This window comes from Helicobacter suis (genome assembly GCF_902196135.1).
Classification (GTDB): domain Bacteria; phylum Campylobacterota; class Campylobacteria; order Campylobacterales; family Helicobacteraceae; genus Helicobacter; species Helicobacter suis_A.
This window is the reverse complement of the sequence record NZ_CABIKE010000003.1, coordinates 25,408-43,986: the sequence shown is the minus strand read 5'-3', so window position 1 is coordinate 43,986 and position 18,579 is coordinate 25,408. Positions and strand designations below refer to the sequence as shown.

The 18,579-nt window shown below is 40.2% G+C and carries 17 protein-coding genes and 1 pseudogene; 9 read left to right on the top strand and 9 right to left on the bottom strand.

The window, feature by feature from the left end:
- Window positions 1-376 precede the first annotated feature (376 nt).
- On the top strand, window positions 377-1,504 hold the full coding sequence (pseC, locus tag G6Q06_RS02825; RefSeq protein WP_163565655.1) for a UDP-4-amino-4,6-dideoxy-N-acetyl-beta-L-altrosamine transaminase: 1,128 nt from the start codon (window positions 377-379) through the stop codon (window positions 1,502-1,504).
- On the opposite strand, the gene G6Q06_RS02820 is transcribed toward pseC, so the two are convergent.
- From G6Q06_RS02820 to gltS, 4 genes are read right to left on the bottom strand one after another with little or no spacing between them, the layout of a single operon-like run.
- Window positions 1,460-3,856: a heavy metal translocating P-type ATPase gene (locus tag G6Q06_RS02820; protein ID WP_240329174.1), complete on the bottom strand. Its 2,397-nt coding sequence runs from the start codon at window positions 3,854-3,856 to the stop codon at window positions 1,460-1,462. The two genes, pseC and G6Q06_RS02820, sit on opposite strands and share 45 nt — an antisense overlap.
- Window positions 3,837-4,562 (bottom strand): tRNA1(Val) (adenine(37)-N6)-methyltransferase, encoded by a 726-nt coding sequence (locus G6Q06_RS02815; RefSeq protein ID WP_240329173.1) that lies wholly within the window; start codon window positions 4,560-4,562, stop codon window positions 3,837-3,839. Before G6Q06_RS02815 ends, G6Q06_RS02820 begins: the two co-directional genes overlap by 20 nt.
- Window positions 4,532-5,566 (bottom strand): bifunctional diaminohydroxyphosphoribosylaminopyrimidine deaminase/5-amino-6-(5-phosphoribosylamino)uracil reductase RibD, encoded by a 1,035-nt coding sequence (ribD, locus tag G6Q06_RS02810; RefSeq protein WP_240329172.1) that lies wholly within the window; start codon window positions 5,564-5,566, stop codon window positions 4,532-4,534. Before ribD ends, G6Q06_RS02815 begins: the two co-directional genes overlap by 31 nt.
- Window positions 5,566-6,807 carry a sodium/glutamate symporter gene (gltS, locus tag G6Q06_RS02805; protein WP_163531871.1) on the bottom strand — a complete coding sequence of 414 codons (1,242 nt, stop codon included), beginning with the start codon at window positions 6,805-6,807 and terminating at the stop codon, window positions 5,566-5,568. Before gltS ends, ribD begins: the two co-directional genes overlap by 1 nt.
- Window positions 6,808-6,886: 79 nt before the next feature.
- On the opposite strand from gltS, the gene G6Q06_RS02800 reads away from it, so the two are divergent.
- The 5 genes and pseudogenes from G6Q06_RS02800 (at window position 6,887) to G6Q06_RS02780 (ending at window position 12,578) form a co-directional block, all read left to right on the top strand.
- The gene (locus tag G6Q06_RS02800; RefSeq protein WP_163535297.1) at window positions 6,887-8,098 is read left to right on the top strand and encodes a saccharopine dehydrogenase family protein; all 1,212 of its coding nucleotides are present in this window, start codon (window positions 6,887-6,889) and stop codon (window positions 8,096-8,098) included.
- Window positions 8,099-8,163: 65 nt separating this feature from the next.
- Window positions 8,164-9,273 carry a selenium metabolism membrane protein YedE/FdhT gene (gene yedE / locus G6Q06_RS02795; RefSeq protein ID WP_240328730.1) on the top strand — a complete coding sequence of 370 codons (1,110 nt, stop codon included), beginning with the start codon at window positions 8,164-8,166 and terminating at the stop codon, window positions 9,271-9,273.
- A 414-nt stretch (window positions 9,274-9,687) separates the two neighbouring features.
- Window positions 9,688-9,753 (top strand): annotated as a pseudogene (locus G6Q06_RS08830) (Z1 domain-containing protein); the annotation flags it as partial.
- 158 nt (window positions 9,754-9,911) lie between these two features.
- Complete coding sequence (locus tag G6Q06_RS08775) at window positions 9,912-10,325, top strand: N-6 DNA methylase (RefSeq protein ID WP_346009285.1); 414 nt, start codon at window positions 9,912-9,914, stop codon at window positions 10,323-10,325.
- Window positions 10,326-10,943: 618 nt separating this feature from the next.
- A complete protein-coding gene (locus G6Q06_RS02780) occupies window positions 10,944-12,578 on the top strand; it encodes a hypothetical protein (protein WP_163565209.1) in 1,635 nt (544 codons plus the stop codon).
- A 145-nt stretch (window positions 12,579-12,723) separates the two neighbouring features.
- On the opposite strand, the gene G6Q06_RS08510 is transcribed toward G6Q06_RS02780, so the two are convergent.
- A complete protein-coding gene (locus G6Q06_RS08510) occupies window positions 12,724-12,945 on the bottom strand; it encodes a DegT/DnrJ/EryC1/StrS family aminotransferase (protein WP_240328766.1) in 222 nt (73 codons plus the stop codon).
- Window positions 12,891-13,019, bottom strand: coding sequence for a hypothetical protein (locus G6Q06_RS08725; RefSeq protein WP_275896943.1), 129 nt, complete (start codon window positions 13,017-13,019; stop codon window positions 12,891-12,893). Before G6Q06_RS08725 ends, G6Q06_RS08510 begins: the two co-directional genes overlap by 55 nt.
- A gap of 352 nt (window positions 13,020-13,371) precedes the next feature.
- Between G6Q06_RS08725 and G6Q06_RS02765 the strand changes: the two genes are divergently transcribed.
- Window positions 13,372-14,124: a glycosyl transferase family 90 gene (locus G6Q06_RS02765; protein ID WP_240329171.1), complete on the top strand. Its 753-nt coding sequence runs from the start codon at window positions 13,372-13,374 to the stop codon at window positions 14,122-14,124.
- A gap of 18 nt (window positions 14,125-14,142) precedes the next feature.
- Here G6Q06_RS02765 and sppA read toward each other — a convergent pair whose 3' ends face one another.
- Window positions 14,143-15,003 (bottom strand): signal peptide peptidase SppA, encoded by an 861-nt coding sequence (sppA, locus tag G6Q06_RS02760; protein WP_205435803.1) that lies wholly within the window; start codon window positions 15,001-15,003, stop codon window positions 14,143-14,145.
- Window positions 15,004-15,080: 77 nt separating this feature from the next.
- On the opposite strand from sppA, the gene G6Q06_RS02755 reads away from it, so the two are divergent.
- Both G6Q06_RS02755 and G6Q06_RS02750 read left to right on the top strand, forming a co-directional pair.
- Entirely contained in the window at window positions 15,081-15,287 is a 207-nt protein-coding gene (locus tag G6Q06_RS02755; RefSeq protein WP_163565637.1) for a hypothetical protein, read from the top strand.
- A 12-nt stretch (window positions 15,288-15,299) separates the two neighbouring features.
- Entirely contained in the window at window positions 15,300-16,649 is a 1,350-nt protein-coding gene (locus G6Q06_RS02750) for an MFS transporter (protein ID WP_163565652.1), read from the top strand.
- A 478-nt stretch (window positions 16,650-17,127) separates the two neighbouring features.
- On the opposite strand, the gene G6Q06_RS02745 is transcribed toward G6Q06_RS02750, so the two are convergent.
- On the bottom strand, window positions 17,128-17,424 hold the full coding sequence (locus G6Q06_RS02745) for a hypothetical protein (RefSeq protein ID WP_163533917.1): 297 nt from the start codon (window positions 17,422-17,424) through the stop codon (window positions 17,128-17,130).
- Between the two features lie 297 nt (window positions 17,425-17,721).
- On the bottom strand, window positions 17,722-18,564 hold the full coding sequence (locus G6Q06_RS02740; RefSeq protein ID WP_240329170.1) for a phosphoethanolamine transferase: 843 nt from the start codon (window positions 18,562-18,564) through the stop codon (window positions 17,722-17,724).
- Between the last annotated feature and the right edge of the window lie 15 nt (window positions 18,565-18,579).

Sequence of the window (18,579 nt, the reverse complement as noted above, 5' to 3'; positions counted from 1 at the left end):
TTGGTTGCAAACGCCCACCAGCAGGATTTATACCCTCCCCACGCTTTTTAAAAACTTCCTTTTCAAGAACCTCTAGCTCAGTACCACTATTACCCCCCCCCCCCCCCCCGTAGAACAGCGGAAATGGTAGGATTAAACATGCAAAACCTCCAAAAAAACTAATAGGAGTTATTAATAGTGGATTAAAGTAAATTAAAAATAAATCTATTTTTCCTGATATAACAAATGCTTCGCGTTTGTTGGTACGCCTTTGTTTGGGATTTCTGCTAAGATATGGTTAGAGTCTAGCTCTAACAAACTGGATACCCTAGCTAGAAACTTTTAAAAACGGAATACTAGATGCTTATTTATTTGTCAGTTTATGTAAGGTTAGCCTATGAACCCCTATAGCACCCAAAGCATTAGCGCTGAGGATATTTTAGCTCTCAGTCAAGCCCTGCAAAGCCCACATCTCACACAAGGGCCCTTAGTGGAGCAATTTGAACAAGCTTTAGCGGGTTATTTGGGGGTTAAGCATGTTGTGGTGTGTACCTCTGCAACAAGTGCGCTTTTTATGATCTATAGGGCTTTGCATTTAGAAGGACAGATCGTTCTTACCACTCCGCTAAGTTTTGTGGCCACTTCAAGCATGTTACTTGCCAATAATGCCTTGCCTCTTTTTTGCGACATTAAAGAAGATGGAAATATAGATGAGAATCTTTTAGAGCATGTGCAAAACAAAGCGATTAAGGCGGTGGTGAGTGTGGATTATGGGGGTAAAAGTGTAGAGGCAAATGCGATTAAAGCATTTTGTAAAAAGCACAATTTGTATTTTATCTCAGATAGTTCGCATAGCTTAGGGGGTAGTTATAAGGGATCTAAGATTGGGACTTTAGCCGATGCTAGCATTTTTAGCTTCCATGCCATTAAACCCATCACCACCGGTGAGGGCGGGGCGGTTGCAACCAATGATAGTAACTTATATCAAAAACTTAAACTCTTAGTTTCTCACGGGGTGATCAAAAAAGGCTTTGAGGTAGAAGTAGAAAGTTTGGGCTTTAATTTTAGAATGACAGAATTACAAGCGGCTTTAGGTTTAAGCCAACTTAAAAAACTAGATAGTTTTATTGCCACACGCGAGAAAATTGCTAAGTTTTACGATGCAACTTTTAAAGATAATCCCTATTTTACTTGCTTGCATGCACAAATTCCAAATTACATCACAAGCTCTAACCACCTCTACCCTATTTTGCTCAAACCCTTTTTATGGGCGCATAAGCCCCAGATTTTAGAGCAACTTTTAAAGGCACAAATTGGAGTGCAGGTGCACTATAAACCTATCCACACCTTTAAACTCTATCAAAATCTCTTAGGGCCTTTGCATTTTCCTAAGGCGCAAGATTTCTACAAAAGTGAAATTTCTTTACCCTGTCATCAAAAAATGAGTTTAAAAGAAGCCAAAGACACGGCCCAAAAAGTTTTAGAAATTCTTAGAGAGAAGTCTCAAACTATTACCCACCACTAATAAAGAGCTCAAACCCATGCCAAGTGCGGCAATTAATGGTGTGATAAGCCCACAGAGGGCTAAGGGGATAAAAAGCGTGTTATACAGAAAACTTAGGGCTAGATTTTGCTTAATGAGGCGGTGTACCCTAGTAGAAATTCTAAAGGCTTCTAAAACACCCTCTAAACTATTATTAAGCACAATCACATCGCTATACAGTAAGCTTAAATCATGCCCTTCATGCATGCAAATTGAGACATGAGCCTTAGCTAGGCTTGGCGTATCATTCATTCCATCGCCTACCATGACTACAATTTGGCGTTTGGCTAAGGCTTGTTCTATGTGTTGTAATTTTTGCTGGGGCGTGAGGGGCGCAAAACAGGCAATATTTAAACTTTTAGCGATCTCAAACACCTGAGCCGAACTATCGCCGCTTAAAATGGCTAGATTGAGCCCCTTTTTCTGAAGAGTTTGTACAAGTTGCATGGCTTTAGGTTTAAGTGGAGAATTTAGGGCAAAGCTAGATACCAATGTTAAATTAATGCTACATGCAAAATCTGCACACAAATTGCCCACTTCTACGCCCTTTCTTTTTAAATAAGCCACACTGCCTGCGTGTATAAGTTGATCTTGATAATGCCCCTCTAAGCCGCCTTCCTCTTGCTTGATAGATTTTAATGGTATATCTGGGCGGGTATCTTTTCTTAAAAAGGCACTGATAGCTTGTGAGATAGGGTGGGAGTTATGCCAAATTAAAGATAAAAGTAAGCTAGGATTATAGGGGGCGTGGATTTGATAATCTACCACACTTAAGCCCGTGCTTAAAGTCCCGGTTTTGTCTAAAAAAAGCGTGTTGGCTTTGGCTAAGTACTCTAAACTTTCTGTCTTTTTAAATAAAACCCCTTTTTTAAAGGCCAAATGTACCCCCACCACTAGGGCAATAGGCGTTGCTAAAGCAAAGGCACAAGGGCAGGCAACCACCACCACCGCCATAGCCACCATAAAAGCCTTGGATAAGCCTGCTAGAAAACACCAGATTAAAAACCCCAAAAGAGCGATAAAAAGAATAGCTAGGCTAAAGAATCTAGCTAAAGTGTCGGCTTTTTGTTGTAATAAAGGTTTTTGTGCAAAGCTTTTTTGGATAAGTTGAACCATTTGGCTTAAAAAGGAGAGTTTAAAACTCTCTGTAACTTGATAGATAAAGGCTTGTGCGTGGTTGACATAACCAGCTAGGAGTTTATCCCCGCTTTGAAGATTTATGGGTAGAGTTTCTCCATTGAGCGCTTGCGTACTCACACAAGCACTAGGGCTTTTTAAAATCCCATCTAATGCCACGCACTCCCCGGGCAACACTTCTACACGCGCTCCAATTTCTACCTCTTGGGGTTCTTTAAGTACGCGCTTTATTTGGCCGTTTTCTAACTCTAAAACCAGCACTTGCAAGGGTAAACTATTTTGTAACTGATCTAAGATTGCATTGGCCTTGTGCCTACTTTTAAGTTCTAAGAATTTAGAGGCAGAGATAAAGGTAAGCAGCATGCATACGGATTCAAAATAGGGTTCTAGTCCCTTAAAGGTAGCATAAATAGAGTAGCCATAAACCCCCAGCGCGCCCACACTCACGCTAAAATCCATGCCTACAAATTGATATTTGAGTCCATAAAATGCGCCTCTTAAAAATGGCCACCCTGTAATAGCAAGCGTCAAACTAGCTAGCGTCCATGAGGCAAGGTTGAGTTTAAAGGCCATGGACGCATCCATTCCTGAAAAATAACCCGCATAGCTAGCAATGGCTATCCACATCACATTCATGCTAGCAAAAATCCCCACCACTAGTGCCCTAAAAGCTTTTTCCTCCTCTTTTCTAGCATGGCTATCTTGGATACGCGGATCGTAGACTTGCGCTCTGTATCCTATGGAGGCAATGGTGTTTAAAATGGTGGCGATGTTAATTTTTTGCGGATCAAAGGCTAAGGTAGCGCGCTGGGCTGTGTAGTTGATCTGTACTTTTTTAATCCCCTCTTGTTTTAAAAGTACCCGCTCAATAAGCCACACACAGGCAGCACAATGGATATTTTCTAATAAAAGGGCTATTTCTAAATAGCCATTTTCTAAAGGGGTGGTGAAGTTTTTTAGAAAGTAGGCAGAGTTGTAGTAATTGCTATCATGTTCTTTTATGGGGGAGATAGGCTCTAGAGTGCGATCTCCTAACTTAGTATAAAAACTTTCTAACTCTAAGGAGTGTAGGAGTAAAAAAACTTGTTTGCAGCCACTACAACAAAAATAAAGCGGGGTTTGTAGGGGTTTTTCATGGAGTGTCTCTAGGCTTAGAGGTTTAGAGGAGATAGGGAGTTTACAATGCGCACATTTCAAGGGAGGCCTTGATACTATGGGTTTTAAAACGCGCATAAATGCTAGCAACCTCATCTGTAATGGCGCGTTGATCTTTGGCCTTATGCGTGATAAGCGGGGGGCTAACTTGCAAGAGACTTTTAGAATTTTTACGCGCACAGCAAAGAATTAAACTAGCTTTTTGATTTATAAAGGGGTGTACAAAGCGCAACAAAATAGCTTTCAGTTTAGCCTTTTGTAAGGCATGAAGAAGGGTATCTACTAAGCTAGCGTGGTAACAAAGAATGAAATAACCCTTTGGTTTGAGTAAAAAGGAGACTTTAGTACAAAAATCTAGCAAGGGTAAAAAGCTTTGATTCGTGGCGCGGGCTTTTTGTGTGTAGGGGCTTTTAAGACTTTCTGCTGGGTAGTAGGGGGGATTAGAGAGAATGGCATCATAGCCCGGAGTTAAAGGATAATCTAAAAAATTTGCCTGATAGACTTGTGCTTGAGGGAGGTTTTGGCTATTAAGTCTAGCAAAGAAGGCAAGATTGCTATCTATTTCTATCAAATCTAAAGAATTAGCATATTTTTTAGCGCACAAAATCCCCACAATCCCACAGCCCGCCCCCACATCTAAAAGCCGATCGCCTTTTTTGATAAAGGGCAAAGCAAAGTGGACTAAAAATAAACTAGTGCTGTTGTAGGCATAGCCCTTTAGTGGTTGGTAGAATCGCAAATAAACCACTCCAATACATCAGGTCCTAAAAGCTGGCTATGACAAAAAATAAAGGATTGTAGAGGAATTTTAGTAGACTTAAGCGATCCGGCTAGGGTGCTATTTTGGTGTATTAAAAGCATGTCTATGTGTTTTTGTAGACTGACAAACAAGTCCCAACCTCCCTCAATGATGTTAAAACCCTGTTGTAATGGCAACTCCTCCACTTGGTGGCATATCTGTACTTGGCGTTTTTCTACCTGAAAAAGAGGAATAGTAAGATCAAAGGGCGTTGTGTTTCTTGTAAGAATAGCTATATTAGGGGGGCGCTTTGTATAAGCACTCAAACGGCTATCTAAAATGGGGCGATCGCTACGCACACTCTGGCCTGAGATGATGAGGTAATTGGCAATAGATCGCTGGGTATGGGTAAAAATTTGGCTTAATTCTCCTGAAATTTTGCCCTCAAAAGAGCCATTTAGTCTTAGCGCAATTTTAAAGAGATTAAACACCCCCTTTTGTTCTAAACGCTTAAAAGGATACAGTAAAGCCCTGCCCTCTTTTTCTAATACGCCAGTAATCACCTCAATACCGGCCTCTTTTAAGCAAGCCAAACCGCCCATAGCTTTTTTATGGGTTTCTAAACAGCTAATGATCACTTTTTTAGGTTTGATTTGGGCTAGAAGGGCAGCGCAAGGGGGGGTTTTACCAAAATGATTACAGGGTTCTAGAGTAACTAAAAGAGTGCAATCTTTAAATAGGTTATTATGATGCTTGCTTAAAAATTGGTAGGTTTGTTCTCTATCTTTGCTATTAATTTCTTTTGGAAAGGGTATGGGGCTTAGTTTATCATAAGCTTCTTTAAGGGCGCGTACTTCAGCATGGGGGGTGTTTGCTTGGCTGTGATCTTGCAAGGCTAAAATGTTATGGTGTTGATCTAAGATCATACAAGCCACGCTAGGATTTGGCAAGGCTAAAGTCTGGCTTTTATAGGCACAATCAAGGCAGGCGCGCATTAAAATTTCAGTGAGCATTAGTAGTGGAAGGGTAGGGCTAAAAATCCCTTGATCGCTAGAGCGTTGATCATATCTACAAAAAACGCCCCCACTAGAGGTACAACAATAAAGGCAACATGGCTAGGGCCATAGTGGTTGGTAATAGTTTGCATGTTGACCATTGCTGTAGGGGTAGCGCCTAGTCCAAAGCCACAATGTCCGGCACTTAGCACGGCTGCATCGTAGTTTTTACCACACACACGGAAAGTTACAAAGACGCTATAAAGTATCATCACCGCTACTTGAACGGTCAGAATGATAGCAATGGGTAAAGCAAGATTGATCAATTCCATTAAATTAATGCTCATGAGGGCAAAGGCTAAAAATAAACTCAAACTGACATTGCCAATTACGCTTACTTCGCGATCAAAAACTTGGTGGATTTTGCTATAAAAAAGAAAATTTCTTAAAAGCACGCCCACAAATAAACACCAAACAAAAGTAGGCAAAGTGGGTAGGGTAAAACTCCCGATATGGGCAAATTTAGCGTATTTAGCAATAAATGTACCTAGCAATAAAGAAAGACTGACTAAAGCCAAACTATTAATAAAACTATTAGCGGTGATGAGTCTTTCTTGTTTGGGGGTTTCAAAGGCAAGCTTGGGGGCTAATTCGCGTTGTTGTTTCTCTTGGCTGGTGGGTTCTAAGTGGTATTTTTTAATCAGATAATGAGCTACAGGCCCACCAATAACCCCTCCACTGACTAACCCAAAAGTGGCGCACACAATAGAAACTTCTAAACTTTCAGGGAAATTATAGGGGGGTTGAGAAAAAGTAGAAGACCATGCCACGCTCGTACCATGCCCTCCAGTTAGAGAAATAGAGCCCCCTAACAAACCCATGAGAGGATTAACCCCAATGAGGCTAGCCACCCCAATACCTACTAAATTTTGTATCACCACAAAAACCCCCACTACGATTAAAAACACCCCTAGCATTTTGCCCCCTTTTTTTAAAGAGGCAAAATCTGCGCTTAAACCAATAGTGATAAAAAAAGTGAGCATGAGCGGGTCTTTAAGGCTAGAGTCTAAAACGAGTTTGAAATCATAGAAATGGTGTAACACCGTAATTACAAAGGCAACCAGTACCCCGCCTACTACCGGTTCAGGAATATCATAGTCTCTTAAGAATTTGACATGGCGGATAATCAAACGGCCAAGCAATAACACGCCTACCATACAAACTAAAGTCGCATAAATATCTAGGCTAATCATCATCATAAAGACTCTTTCATTTAATCAAAAGGTAATATACCTCTTGTATAATAGCATAGTTGTGAAGATTGACAGAAGGGAATAAATGCTCACAGTTTTACAAATTGGAGCCGGGGGCGTGGGAAGCGTGGTAGCGCATAAGTTGTGCCAAAACCGCGACTTGTTTGAAAGGGTGGTACTGGCTAGCCGCACTTTAAGTAAATGCCAAAGTATTGCTAGTAGCATTAAAGCTAAGGGGTTAGGGGAGATAATTTGTGAGCAAGTGGATGCAGATTGTATAGAGGCTGTGGTGAGTTTAATTGAAAAATACAAACCTAAGGTGGTGCTTAATATCGCCCTGCCCTATCAAGATTTAGCAATCATGCAGGCATGTTTACTCACCAAGACCAATTATTTAGACACAGCTAATTATGAACACCCCGATTTAGCTAAGTTTGAATATAAAGAACAATGGGCTTTTGATAAAGCCTATAAAGATGCGCAGATTTTTGCTTTGCTAGGTAGCGGGTTTGATCCGGGTGTAACCAATGTCTTTTGCGCTTATGCCCAAAAACACCATTTTGATGAAATCTATAACATTGATATTTTAGATTGCAATGCCGGCACCCACCCCTATCCTTTTGCGACTAATTTTAACCCTGAGATTAATTTGCGTGAGGTGAGTGCCCCGGGGCGTTATTATGAAAATGGGGCATGGATTAAAACAAAACCTTTAGAAATTAAGCAAACTTGGGCTTATCCTGAAATTGGCGAGCGCACTTCTTATTTACTCTACCATGAGGAATTAGAATCTCTAGCCAAGTATATTCAGGGTTTAAAGCGCATCCGCTTTTTCATGACCTTTTCAGATGATTATCTTAACCATATGCGCTGTTTGGCTAATGTGGGGATGTTAGGTATTCAACCTGTAGATGTACCCCTAGCTGATGGCCAAATAGGTAAAATCGTGCCTATCCAAATACTCAAACAACTTTTACCCGATCCAGCTAGTTTAGCCGGCAAAGTGAGGGGCAAAACTAATATTGGTTGTTATATCCATGGCACTAAAAATAAGAAAGAAAAATACCTTTATATTTACAATGTTTGCGATCACCAAAAATGTTATGCAGAGGTGGGTAGCCAAGCTGTTAGCTATACAACAGGTGTACCCGCTGTGGTAGGGGCGATTTTAATTTGTAAGGGCATTTGGGGCGGGGAAAATTCTAAAGGGGTGTTTAATTTAGAACAACTCAATCCCGATCCTTTTTTAGAAGAACTAGTTAAGCAAGGGCTTAAATACGAAGTGATTGAACGGTAGATTTTTAGGCCTTAGTTAAGGCACACATTCTCTTTTTAGAATGGACTCTGATCTTTGGAGTTTCCATGTACTCCTTTTTAATGCGCAAATGGGATTTTGCGCCTTCTTGTCTGGCTTTAAGCGTTGGTTCTGTTTATTACTTTGGTCTTTTGGGCACTTATTGGGCGGTTACGGGTGAGTTTACCCGTTGGGGCGGGGCTTTATTACAAGCCTTGCATGTCAATACAAATCACTTAGGGTATTTTAAAATCATCGGTCTACATGGCAATTTCTTAGAGCGCATAGATGGGGTGATGGTTTTAGGCATGTTTATTGGCATGTTTTGTGCGGCTAGTTTAAGCGGTTCTATTTGTCTAAGTTGGCCTAGAATCAAAGAGTTAGGGCGTGCGTTTTTAGGGGGGATTTTAGCCGGACTAGGGGCGCGTTTAGGACTAGGTTGTAATTTAGCTAGCTTTTTAACCGGTATCCCCCAATTTAGCCTGCATGCGTGGTTTTTTACTTTGGCTACTCTTCTTGGCATGTATCTTGCCTTTAAATGCTTTCCTACCACCTGTTTTATCCCGCCTAAAGGAAAATCTATTTCGCTTAAACTCAGCCAACTCTTAGGCCTATTTGCTTTAGTAGGTTTTATGGGGCTACTTCTATGTGGGTATTTTCCCTCTAAATTAACCTATGCGCTATTCTTTGGCTATGTCTTTGGCTTTATTGTCTCTAAAGGACAGATTTGTTTTACAGCTGCCTTTGCGCGCCTCTTTACTCGGGGGCAGGGTTTAGAGGCTAGCGCGTTAGTTTGGGCTATGTTAGTGGGGAGTATCGGGGTGATGACTTATATACGGTTGGGGGTTATGCCTAAAATTATGTGGGCTAGTCCGGGTATTGTTGTGGGGGGATTACTCTTTGGATTTGGGATTGTCATAGCCGGGGGGTGTGAGTGTGGTTGGATGTATCGCACCATGCAAGGGGAGGGGCGCGCGCTTTTTATAGGGCTGGGTAATATTGTGGGGGCTAGTTTAGTGGCCTTAAGCTGGGATTTTTACGCACCACTTTTTACTAGCTTTCCTAAAATTAACTTATTAGACATGGGCAATTTAGGGTTAATACTCCAAGTAATTTTACTCTTTGTGCTCTATTTTATAATCCAAAGAGTGGCTAAAAGAGTAATGAGTCGTATTTAAAGCGTTCTAAAGGAGTTAATGCCTGCGCTAAAATCGTTGTGGGGGGTAAAGCTAAGGATATTTAGGTAAATACAGCACCATCTGCTAGTTAGGTGCTCAAAAATGCCCTTATTTTTTAAGATAAAGTCAGTCTCATTACAGAGATGAAGACAACTTTTGATTGTAAGTTTAAAAATGTTAATTTTCCGTGGGAAAAAGTCTAAAAAGTATCGCTTGATATGGTATCCAGTATATCAGTAAGACTTGTCAACCAAAAAAGCAAAGAGGGGCTTGATTACAAATAAAACACATTAAATGTAATTGTAGTGGGCGGACTGGGCTTATCGCTAAGTGTGAATTATTTTATTCGGGGGAGGCTATATGATTCAAAGAAACCACAGAAAAAGTTACCGCTGATACTCTCATGCAGATGCCCGTTGGCTTGGCTATAGGATAGGTTATGAGGATTTGTGTAAAATTTACATGCCAAGAGAAGTCTAAGATACTTTTGAGACGATCACTGAAACCACGAATAATCTCATGAAACAACTTAAAAAAATGAGAAAAATGAGAGATAATAAGGAGCAAACTCCCTTAGACATTGCACTAAAAATTCAGTATTTTTTGAAATATTGCCCACAGCTAGAAACAAGGTATTGGTGCAAGTATCTGGGCTCATTCAAGATTTATACTTGAGTGAAAGCGAATCTAACCAATTTCTAGGCGATCTCTTTGAAGGGTTTTTAAACCGCTCAGTACACCAAACAGAAGGGCGCTTTTTCACTCCCATGCCTCTTACTAATTTTATGATTGCTTCCTTGCCCAAACTCAGTTCAGATCTTAAAGTGCTTGATTTTGCTTGTGGAGCGGGGCATTTTTTAACAGAGATGGGAGCTTATAACCCTAGCGCAATCCTAACACAGAGATTTGATATATCTCGGGATGGTGATCTTATTTGTTATCCAAGATTAACAAATTCACCTCGTTTTTTAGTGTCGCTAAAACTATTTGAGAAAAAGTGTAAGGCTCTTAGAGTAGCAGATCTCCTTGAGCTTTTTAAAATCAATTTTTAATTCAAACCCTTTTTTAATATGAACACTTCTTTGGAATGCTCCAAACTGACTAGCTCTGTATCACTTATTTGTATTTGATACCACCGCTCTAGCTTTACCAATTGCGCGTTAAAGCCCGCAAGTTTAGCTAAAGCGATTAAGGCGCAGCTATAAGGTTTTGTGCTAAATCGCCAGGGTAAGGGCTTAACTCTAAGAGTGGAGGCGCTAGACCGGTCTAGCGCTCAAGCCTTGATGATCCTCTCAATCTCGCAAGCTTAACGCTGTGGATAGTATGTCAAGCGCCTCGGCCCCGCGTGTTTCAAACAATATATGCAAAATTAAGTATAGGCGCTATTTCACAGCGGCATTAATCAATAAAACGCAAGTTTGATTAAGCTTAATAGATACTCTCTAGAGCGCACTTTGTATTAGAGGCCACATAATCTTGAATACGCGCATTTTACCCATTAAAAACAAATTTGCTTTTAGTTTACTTCGATCTACTATGATACCCGTTATTTTTTTTAAAGGGCTTTTATGGTTTACTCTTCTACTTCGGGGGGGGGGGGGGGTAACTCTCTCTAATTCTTTTTCTTTCTCTCTAACTAATTTTTGCACTGTTTGTTTAAAGGGGTTTGCATGCGTGATGACTTAGACGCAGCTATTAGTGATATTCAAGCCTGCGTAGAGACTCTTAAAAAAGCATGGGGGGAGTATAAATCCCTTTGTGATAAGCGCCTACAACAAAAAAATACTTTTTTTAAAAGCGTAGAAACGCTTGAATACCATTGGCAGGCATTAATTGGCACTTTCTATTTCTACCTACTTGCTAAAGAAAGTGCGGACCCACAAGAGACATGGAAAGAAGAGGTTGTAAGATTTTTAAGAAGGTCTCCTTTTGGATTAGACTTGAACCTATTCTCTGAAAGTGGAGAGGAGGCAAAATTTCGCATAGATTTTGAGGTTTTATCTGAAAAATTAACCTCCTTTTTTCATACTACAAGAATTTTAAGAAAATATCTGAGTGAAAGGCTTCGTTCTTTAATAAATTCTTATTCTCCTGTATCCATATTACACTTAGATCCATTCTCTACTCTATTCTCATACACAGATACAGAACTTCAAGAGGATTTTAAGACTCTGTCTGGAAGTTTATCCTTTCTTTCTTATTCTCCTTCATCATTCTTTTTCAACACTTTCCCCAACACTAAGGAGCGGAGGTTAAAGGGCTATTGGAGTCTATTAGAGTATAAGAGACAGAAGTATAAGGAGAGGGGTAAGAAAAAAATTAATCATAAGAATCATCTTGTCTATTATGATCTAGAAGGGGCTCTTGATGGGTTTTTGGCATGCATGGATTGTATTTCTGGGATAGGTACTCTGCGCAGGCTATTAAATCCGGGTTATTCGTTGTATTTTTCTAACGGGGGTAAAGCTGAGAATGCGGAGAAAGAAGTAGAGTACTTGTATTTTTCTGATTTTAGATCTGATTATTCTTGGAATATTATTTCTGACAAAATTTTTAGTATTCTCAAACTAAAAGAAGCTATAGCCCTTGTGAGAAATTCAGATACAGAGGTGCAAGAGGCTAGGGCTAAGGTAGAGCAAGATATAGAAGAGATACTATCCCTTTATGCATCAGAAAAGGCTAAAAGAGGTATTAGTAACTCTGATGATGAAAAAGAGGTGTTAGCAAAAGAAATCTGCGAGTCGCTTATAGAGTTAAGCTATCAGTTAGAGGCACATATAAGGGCGTTGCTCTTGGCTAATGATATAAGTTTAGGGGTAGATCAAGTGCGCCGGGCTTGGTTAGCAGGGATAAAATATATGCCAATGGTTTACCAGTTTTATCTAGAACATGACTTCACAACAAATAATGGTTTAAAAACAAGACTAGAGAATTTAGAAAGAGAAATGTTTAAGCCTTTGGAGGATGTTGCCTTTAACATGGCTGTTGATCTGAAGCTAGCTGAAGATGTGGCTCGAATCGATCTAGAATTTGTGCTCTCGCAAACTCAAGGCGCCTTTTTAAACTACCAGCAAACCTACCAGCAACTCCAACAAGAGGGGATTATAACGGACAAGAGGCTGGAAGAATCTGAAAAAATCCTTGATCAAGCTAGGAAAGGTGTAGAAGAAATTCTTAAAACGCTATCTAAGAATAAAAAGGAAAGCATCGCACAAATACTTCAAGAAGCTTTAGAAAAATTATGGGAGGGGGAAGATCAAGCCCTGCCCCCCTTAGAAAAAATCTTAGTCTTACTTGATCATTAAGAAGTTGTGAGTTGCTCACTTTGCCAGTTGGTGGTTGTTCTAGCCGCACAGTAATAGCAGCAAAATTTGATTGCAATGTAAAGTATCTTGTGCAGTTTAATAGTAGCGATTTTAATGTAGGCGGCTTAGTGAGTGCAGAAATGCCTTATAACCCTGAGAATTCTAACATGACGGAGTTATTGCTTGATAAGGCTATTGCTGGTAAGTGCGATACTCTTCTCCTAGTATTAGCAAGTAACATGCTTGAAGTGGCCACAAAACTTAGCGGAGTGGTGAGGATAGTTTGATCTTTGAAGTTTAAAGCCTGATAGATCATAAAAAGCGCACTTGTTGCAGAGGTGCATACACAAACATGCTTAACCCCCAAATAACCCGCCAAAGCGCTTGACTGAGAGCTAAAATATCCTCAGCGCTAATGCTTTGGGTGCTATAGGGGTTCATAGGCTAACCTTATATAAACTGATTAAATTCAAGCAAGCACCTAGTATTCCTTAGCAAGGTATAAAATTTGCTCGCTTCTTAGCATGGGTGCTTTTGTAACAAATCTTGTGGGTCTTTTTGCCTGTGTAGATCCTTATTTGCCTCTACATACTCTGAGGTGTAAATCTCATATTAATGGGGTACTTAAACAGCTTGGGTTTTTATCAACGGCAGAATTAGAAGATATTAAAAGAAGAGTCAATATTTGTTGCAGTTTTCCTAATTCTACTGCAACTTTTACCCCCCCCCCCCCCCCCAATCTTTAGGACTCTTTAAAGGTATAGCTAAAGGAAGTCGCTACTACTACGATTTTATGCAACATTTTAGGCACTTCCCCCAAGGTTTGGCTTATCATTTGGAATATGGTGATGTGAATTACAATATGTTGATTCCTACCTTTTGTAAAAGCAGGCCTGTTTTAAGCAAGACCCACCCTTATTCCTACAATGTGTTGCTTCCCCTAGATAAAAGGCGGCACTTCAAATATATTTTTCCTCCAGTAAACCTACCCTTTGGTGCTAAAAAAGACATGCTATTTTTTAGGGGCGCAAGTTTACAACCCCATCGCATTGCCTTTTTGCAACGCTACTTCAACCATCCTCTTATGGACTTAGGGCATGTGGGTGCTACTCTAAACGATTCTAAGTTAGAGCAAATCTTGCTCCCTCTAAGTAAGCCAAGAGCCAGCATTGCTAGGCACTTAAGGTACAAATTTATTCTCTCTTTGGAGGGTTATGATGTGGCGAGTAATTTGAAATGGATCCTAAGTTCTAATTCGATTGCGCTGATGCCCGCACCCAAATTTGAAAGCTTTTTTTTAGAAAGCCAGCTTATCCCCAATGTCCACTACATTCTCATTAAGGATGATTACAGCGATGTGGAAGCGCAGCTCAAATTTTTTAGTGCTCGCCCCAGGGATTGCCTGAGGCTCATCGCCCATGCTAATGCTTATGTGCGGACCTTTCTCAAGCTAGAAAAACTGGTGGCTTTTTTGGTGATGCGCAAGTACTTCTATGTTACAGGACAATTGCAAGTTTGTCCCTTAGAAGAGGATTTATTCCATTAGATAACACACTTTTTTATCTTAGCGCATCTGATAGCTCAAGACTTGGGCGAGTGCTTGGCTACTGGATTTAAAAAACTTGTCCATAAAAATTTCTAATTTATCCTTTTGAAGCCAGATTGGATTTTTAACCGCACTCAAATGTTGCAGTGCTTTAATCGCTTCATCATAAGTACTAACTCGATCAATGAGCTTTAAAGATAGGGCTTGTTTGGCGCTAAAGATTTTGCCCTCAGCAAATACGGGGGCGTCTTTAGGGTCTAAATGTCTAGCCTTAGCCACATCGCTTACAAACATGCCATACTGCTCATTGAGTAAGCCATTGAGATATTGTTTTTCCTGCGGTGTCCACTCCCGCATAAAAGTACCCACTTCTTTATACGCACCCTTAGCAACACCTTGTGTCTTAATCCCCAATTTATCCATTAAGGGCGCGATATTTACGCCACTAAAGATCACACCAATAGATCCAATAAGTGCGCCTCTGTTGGCATAAATCTTACTAGCCATCATACCCGCATAATAACTCCCACTAGCCATCACACCGCGTACATATGCCACTACAGGCATTTTTTTAGCTAAACTGGCCACCATGTCAGATAACTCCACACTCGCGCTAATAGTTCCGCCCGGAGAATCAATCATCAAAAGAGTGCCTTTAATACTGGGGTTTTGTAATATTTTATTGATCTGATCGTAAAAACTCTCGCTTTCAAAAATAGGGCCATACAGATAGAGTTTTGCCAAATTGGGTTTTTGTGTTGTAGTGCCTTTGGTACTGATGAGTAAAACAGCCACAATTAATAAAAGTACAAGGGCTTTAAAATAACGGGTGATGAATTCTAAGGGAATGGTGATGGTTTTGGCTAACTTATTAAACATAAAAACTCCTAGGATGATAAAGCCTCCATTATACTACCTTTAATGAAAGTGTGTTATAACCGACAAAAAGAAATGTCATGGCGTGCAAGTTTTGTCCTAAAATCAGATCTACGGATTTGCTGTTTGTGTTGATTGCGGGTGGGGCCTTTTATGGGGTTTATACGCACCAAATAGCAGCCATAGAAGCCACAAAAAAACACATAGAAAACCCACGCAAAATCCAAAAGGCTGATTCACACCAAGATAAAAGCATGCCAGAATCTTTAAATCTAGATGCGCCTTAAATGGGGGTTAATATGCTAGCAAAAATTTTACCTTTGGTTTTTGTATCGTCTTTGCGTTTTTTGGGTTTGTTCATTGTTTTACCCGTGATTTCTCTTTATGCGGTTAGTTTCCATGCGAGCGCCTCTATGGTGGGTTTAGCCGTAGGGGGTGCGTATTTTACCCAAATTCTTTTCCAAACCCCCATAGGGGCACTAAGCGATCGTTATAGCCGTAAAAAGGTGGTGATTGGGTGTTTGGGAGTCTTTACTGTAGGGTCTTTGCTCTGTTTTTTTGCCCATGATATTACATGTCTAGTGGCGGGTAGATTAGTACAAGGCATGGGAGCTGTGGGGGGTGTGCTTAGCGCTATGGTAGCTGATGTGGTAGAAGAAGAAAAGCGCACCCATGCTATGGCTTTTATGGGAGCAGGGATTTTTATGAGTTTTACCGCAGCTATGGTAATAGGGCCTAGTATTGGCATGGCCTTTGGGGTGCAGTGGCTTTTTTTTCTTACCGCGCTTTTGACTCTTTTTTCTATGTTTTTAATGGCTTTTAAAGTCCAAGAGCCCCCCAAGATTTTTTATAGCCTCAAAGAAAAACCCCAACTAAGAGATGTATTTAAAAACAAAGATATTTTTATCATCAGTAGTTGCTCTTTCTTTGAAAAATGTTTGATGACTTTGATTTTTGTGGTTGTGCCTTTGGCTATTGTGCATGAATTTAAAATGGATAAAAGTGTGTTATGGAAAATTTATACCTCTGGAGCCGTGCTTGGAATGATAAGCATGGGGCCAGCAGCCATCATTGCTGAAAAATTCCACAAAGCTAAGGGTGTACTTTTAGGGGGCATTACATTATTCTTAGTTGCCTATTTATGTTTAGCCTTTGCCGATTACCATGTTAATTCTCCGGCTACTTGGCTCTTTATCACCGGGATTATGTGTTTTTTTACCGGATTTGGTACGCTTGAGCCTATCATGCAATCTTTGGCTAGTAAGTTTTGTAAAGCACACCAACGCGGGCTAGTGCTTGGGATGTTTGTAACCTATGGCTATGTAGGATCGTTTATAGGAGGAATGCTTGGAGGAATAGGTTATCACTACTTGGGTGTAGAAAAATTAGCGCTCATTGTGGTGGGTGTGTGTGCGTTGTGGTTTGGCTTGGTTTGTTTTTTAAGTAACCCCAACCAACAAAAAAATGTCTATTTCCCCTTAGATGCCTTTGAGCGCGCAAAGTTTAGCACACTGGAAAACACACCGGGGATTTTAGAGTGGTATGTGAATGAAACCCAAAATACTATCATTGTCAAATACGATGCCCTGCAAATTAGTAGAGAGCAGATTATAGAGACTTCAGTGGCTTTTAGAAAGTCGTCTGTGTAGGGTTAAAATCTTAAGTTTAGCCAAGATAAATAAGGCGAATTTATCCTTAAACGCTAATATAGTGGTGTTTGAGTGATGAATTTTTAACGAACTTGTAAATGTAACTTGCAAGGTTGGAAATTTGACCATTAACTACTTCTTGTATTAAAATAGATTGTATTAAAATGAATTAAAAAACACAATAGGGGTTTACATGGGCTTATTTAGTGCTTTATTGGGATTGGAATCTAATGAAGGCAAAGATGAAAGTGAAAAAGTGAAGAAAGGCAAATAAAACATCATGAATGGCTTGAGTAGCTTATTTGTTTTATATAAAGATCAACTAAACCTAAAATATATCTATAGTGAATAAAAGCTACTCCGCTATCTCCGGTTATGAGTGTAAAATCAAGTTTTCTAAACTCCACCCCCACATAGATTCATGAATAACGCCAAAAGCATTAATACTATCCATGCCGCGCATATAATCTTTAAAGGCTTAGGTTAATTCATTATTGCGCCAAACCACACCATTAAAAGGCTCTATATATTCAAAATGCAAACCTAACGGGGCGATTGCCTCATTGGTAATATTGTTAGCGCGTACTAATTTGTTAATCAAGTCTAGCCGCTCTTGTTTTTCTTGATCTGTTAGTTCCGCTTGAGTGGGCGCGCTAGTGTTGCTCACTTCAGGGGCGGCGCTCTGTGTGCTAGTGTTAACCACTTTAGCGGCGCTAGGAGCGGGCGGTATTTGTGCGCTCTGTGGATTAACAAACTTAATAAGCCGCCCCCGCATCACATTAAGCCCACTAATGCGATCCTCTAGTTTTTGTAGCGCTGTAGAAAAATAGCCTTAACTTTTTTTGAATGGACTTTACAATGGGCTTTGATCAGAAAATGCGCGTTTTAGGTTTAGCTAAGAGCGTATGGCTGTTCTTGTGGCGGTTCAAGGGGGATAGTTTCTTAATCCCATGCATATAAAGCCCATATGACACACCACTAGTACCTAACAAAACAATATCATCATCTTCTTGCCCGTTTGAAAAGCATAAGCATAGGTTTTTAGCCAACCTTCTAAGACAATATCACCGCCCTAATCCCCCTCTTTTTTATATTCCAACCCATTACAGAAAATCCGCTTTCTTGTGGTATCAAAGGCTGGAGAAAAAAGGTTTTTACTTTCTAGGTTATCTTTAGTATGGATGCCTACTAAGGGTAAAAGCGAGTGGATCAAATCATCGCTCATAAAGGGCTTATGGGTGGCCAAGGAGATCGCTTTGACTTTTTCGGGGTGCTTTTTTGTAAAAGTTGGGGTGGTGTAGAGGATAAAGGGGATTTGTACGCCATAAACACTACACTTATGCCCATAGGTAGAATCGCTTTGGTAAATGTCTTGAGCATGATCGGATAAATAAAGAATCAAAGCGTCCTTATCTTCAAAAAGCTTAAAGATTTCTTGTAAAACTAAATCAGTGTAGTAAAGAGAGTTGGCATAATCAGCCACAATCTGCTTATCCTTGTTATCTTTTATGTGCAAATGGTTAGTAGGGACTTGAGTCGCGCTAAATTTAGCAAAAGACTTAGGGAAGCGATCTTTGTAGAGAACATGGCTTCCAATCAGATGAAAGATGATAAAATTTTTAGCCCCTAAGTGGGGCTTAAGGGAGTGGTAGGTGGTAATTAAAGAGCCATCATAAACCCTTTTAAGAGAGAGGGGAGTATATACGCGCCACTTGGATTGTCTAGAAATTAAATTGCGGGCGTTGCTAGTTTCTGGGGGTTCTTGATTATCCAGCCAAAAGGTGTTATAGCCCGCACCTTTAAAAATATCAATTAAATTTTTTGTTTTAAACCAAGGGATATTGCGGTTTTCTACATCGCTATAATTAAGTAAAACCTGGAAAGTAGCCTCTGTGGAGGCAAAGGGTGCGATCACATCTGTAAAGACGGA

What these genes read in the sequence shown, in the direction of transcription:
- pseC (WP_163565655.1), top strand. Translation starts at nt 377, where the DNA reads ATGAACCCCTATAGCACCCAAAGCATTAGCGCTGAGGATATTTTAGCT.
- ribD (WP_240329172.1), bottom strand. Translation starts at nt 5,566, where the DNA reads ATGCTCACTGAAATTTTAATGCGCGCCTGCCTTGATTGTGCCTATAAA.
- gltS (WP_163531871.1), bottom strand. Translation starts at nt 6,807, where the DNA reads ATGATGATGATTAGCCTAGATATTTATGCGACTTTAGTTTGTATGGTA.
- G6Q06_RS02800 (WP_163535297.1), top strand. Translation starts at nt 6,887, where the DNA reads ATGCTCACAGTTTTACAAATTGGAGCCGGGGGCGTGGGAAGCGTGGTA.
- yedE (WP_240328730.1), top strand. Translation starts at nt 8,164, where the DNA reads ATGTACTCCTTTTTAATGCGCAAATGGGATTTTGCGCCTTCTTGTCTG.
- G6Q06_RS02780 (WP_163565209.1), top strand. Translation starts at nt 10,944, where the DNA reads ATGCGTGATGACTTAGACGCAGCTATTAGTGATATTCAAGCCTGCGTA.
- G6Q06_RS08725 (WP_275896943.1), bottom strand. Translation starts at nt 13,019, where the DNA reads ATGAACCCCTATAGCACCCAAAGCATTAGCGCTGAGGATATTTTAGCT.
- G6Q06_RS02765 (WP_240329171.1), top strand. Translation starts at nt 13,372, where the DNA reads ATGCAACATTTTAGGCACTTCCCCCAAGGTTTGGCTTATCATTTGGAA.
- sppA (WP_205435803.1), bottom strand. Translation starts at nt 15,003, where the DNA reads ATGTTTAATAAGTTAGCCAAAACCATCACCATTCCCTTAGAATTCATC.
- G6Q06_RS02755 (WP_163565637.1), top strand. Translation starts at nt 15,081, where the DNA reads ATGGCGTGCAAGTTTTGTCCTAAAATCAGATCTACGGATTTGCTGTTT.
- G6Q06_RS02750 (WP_163565652.1), top strand. Translation starts at nt 15,300, where the DNA reads ATGCTAGCAAAAATTTTACCTTTGGTTTTTGTATCGTCTTTGCGTTTT.
- G6Q06_RS02745 (WP_163533917.1), bottom strand. Translation starts at nt 17,424, where the DNA reads ATGCGGGGGCGGCTTATTAAGTTTGTTAATCCACAGAGCGCACAAATA.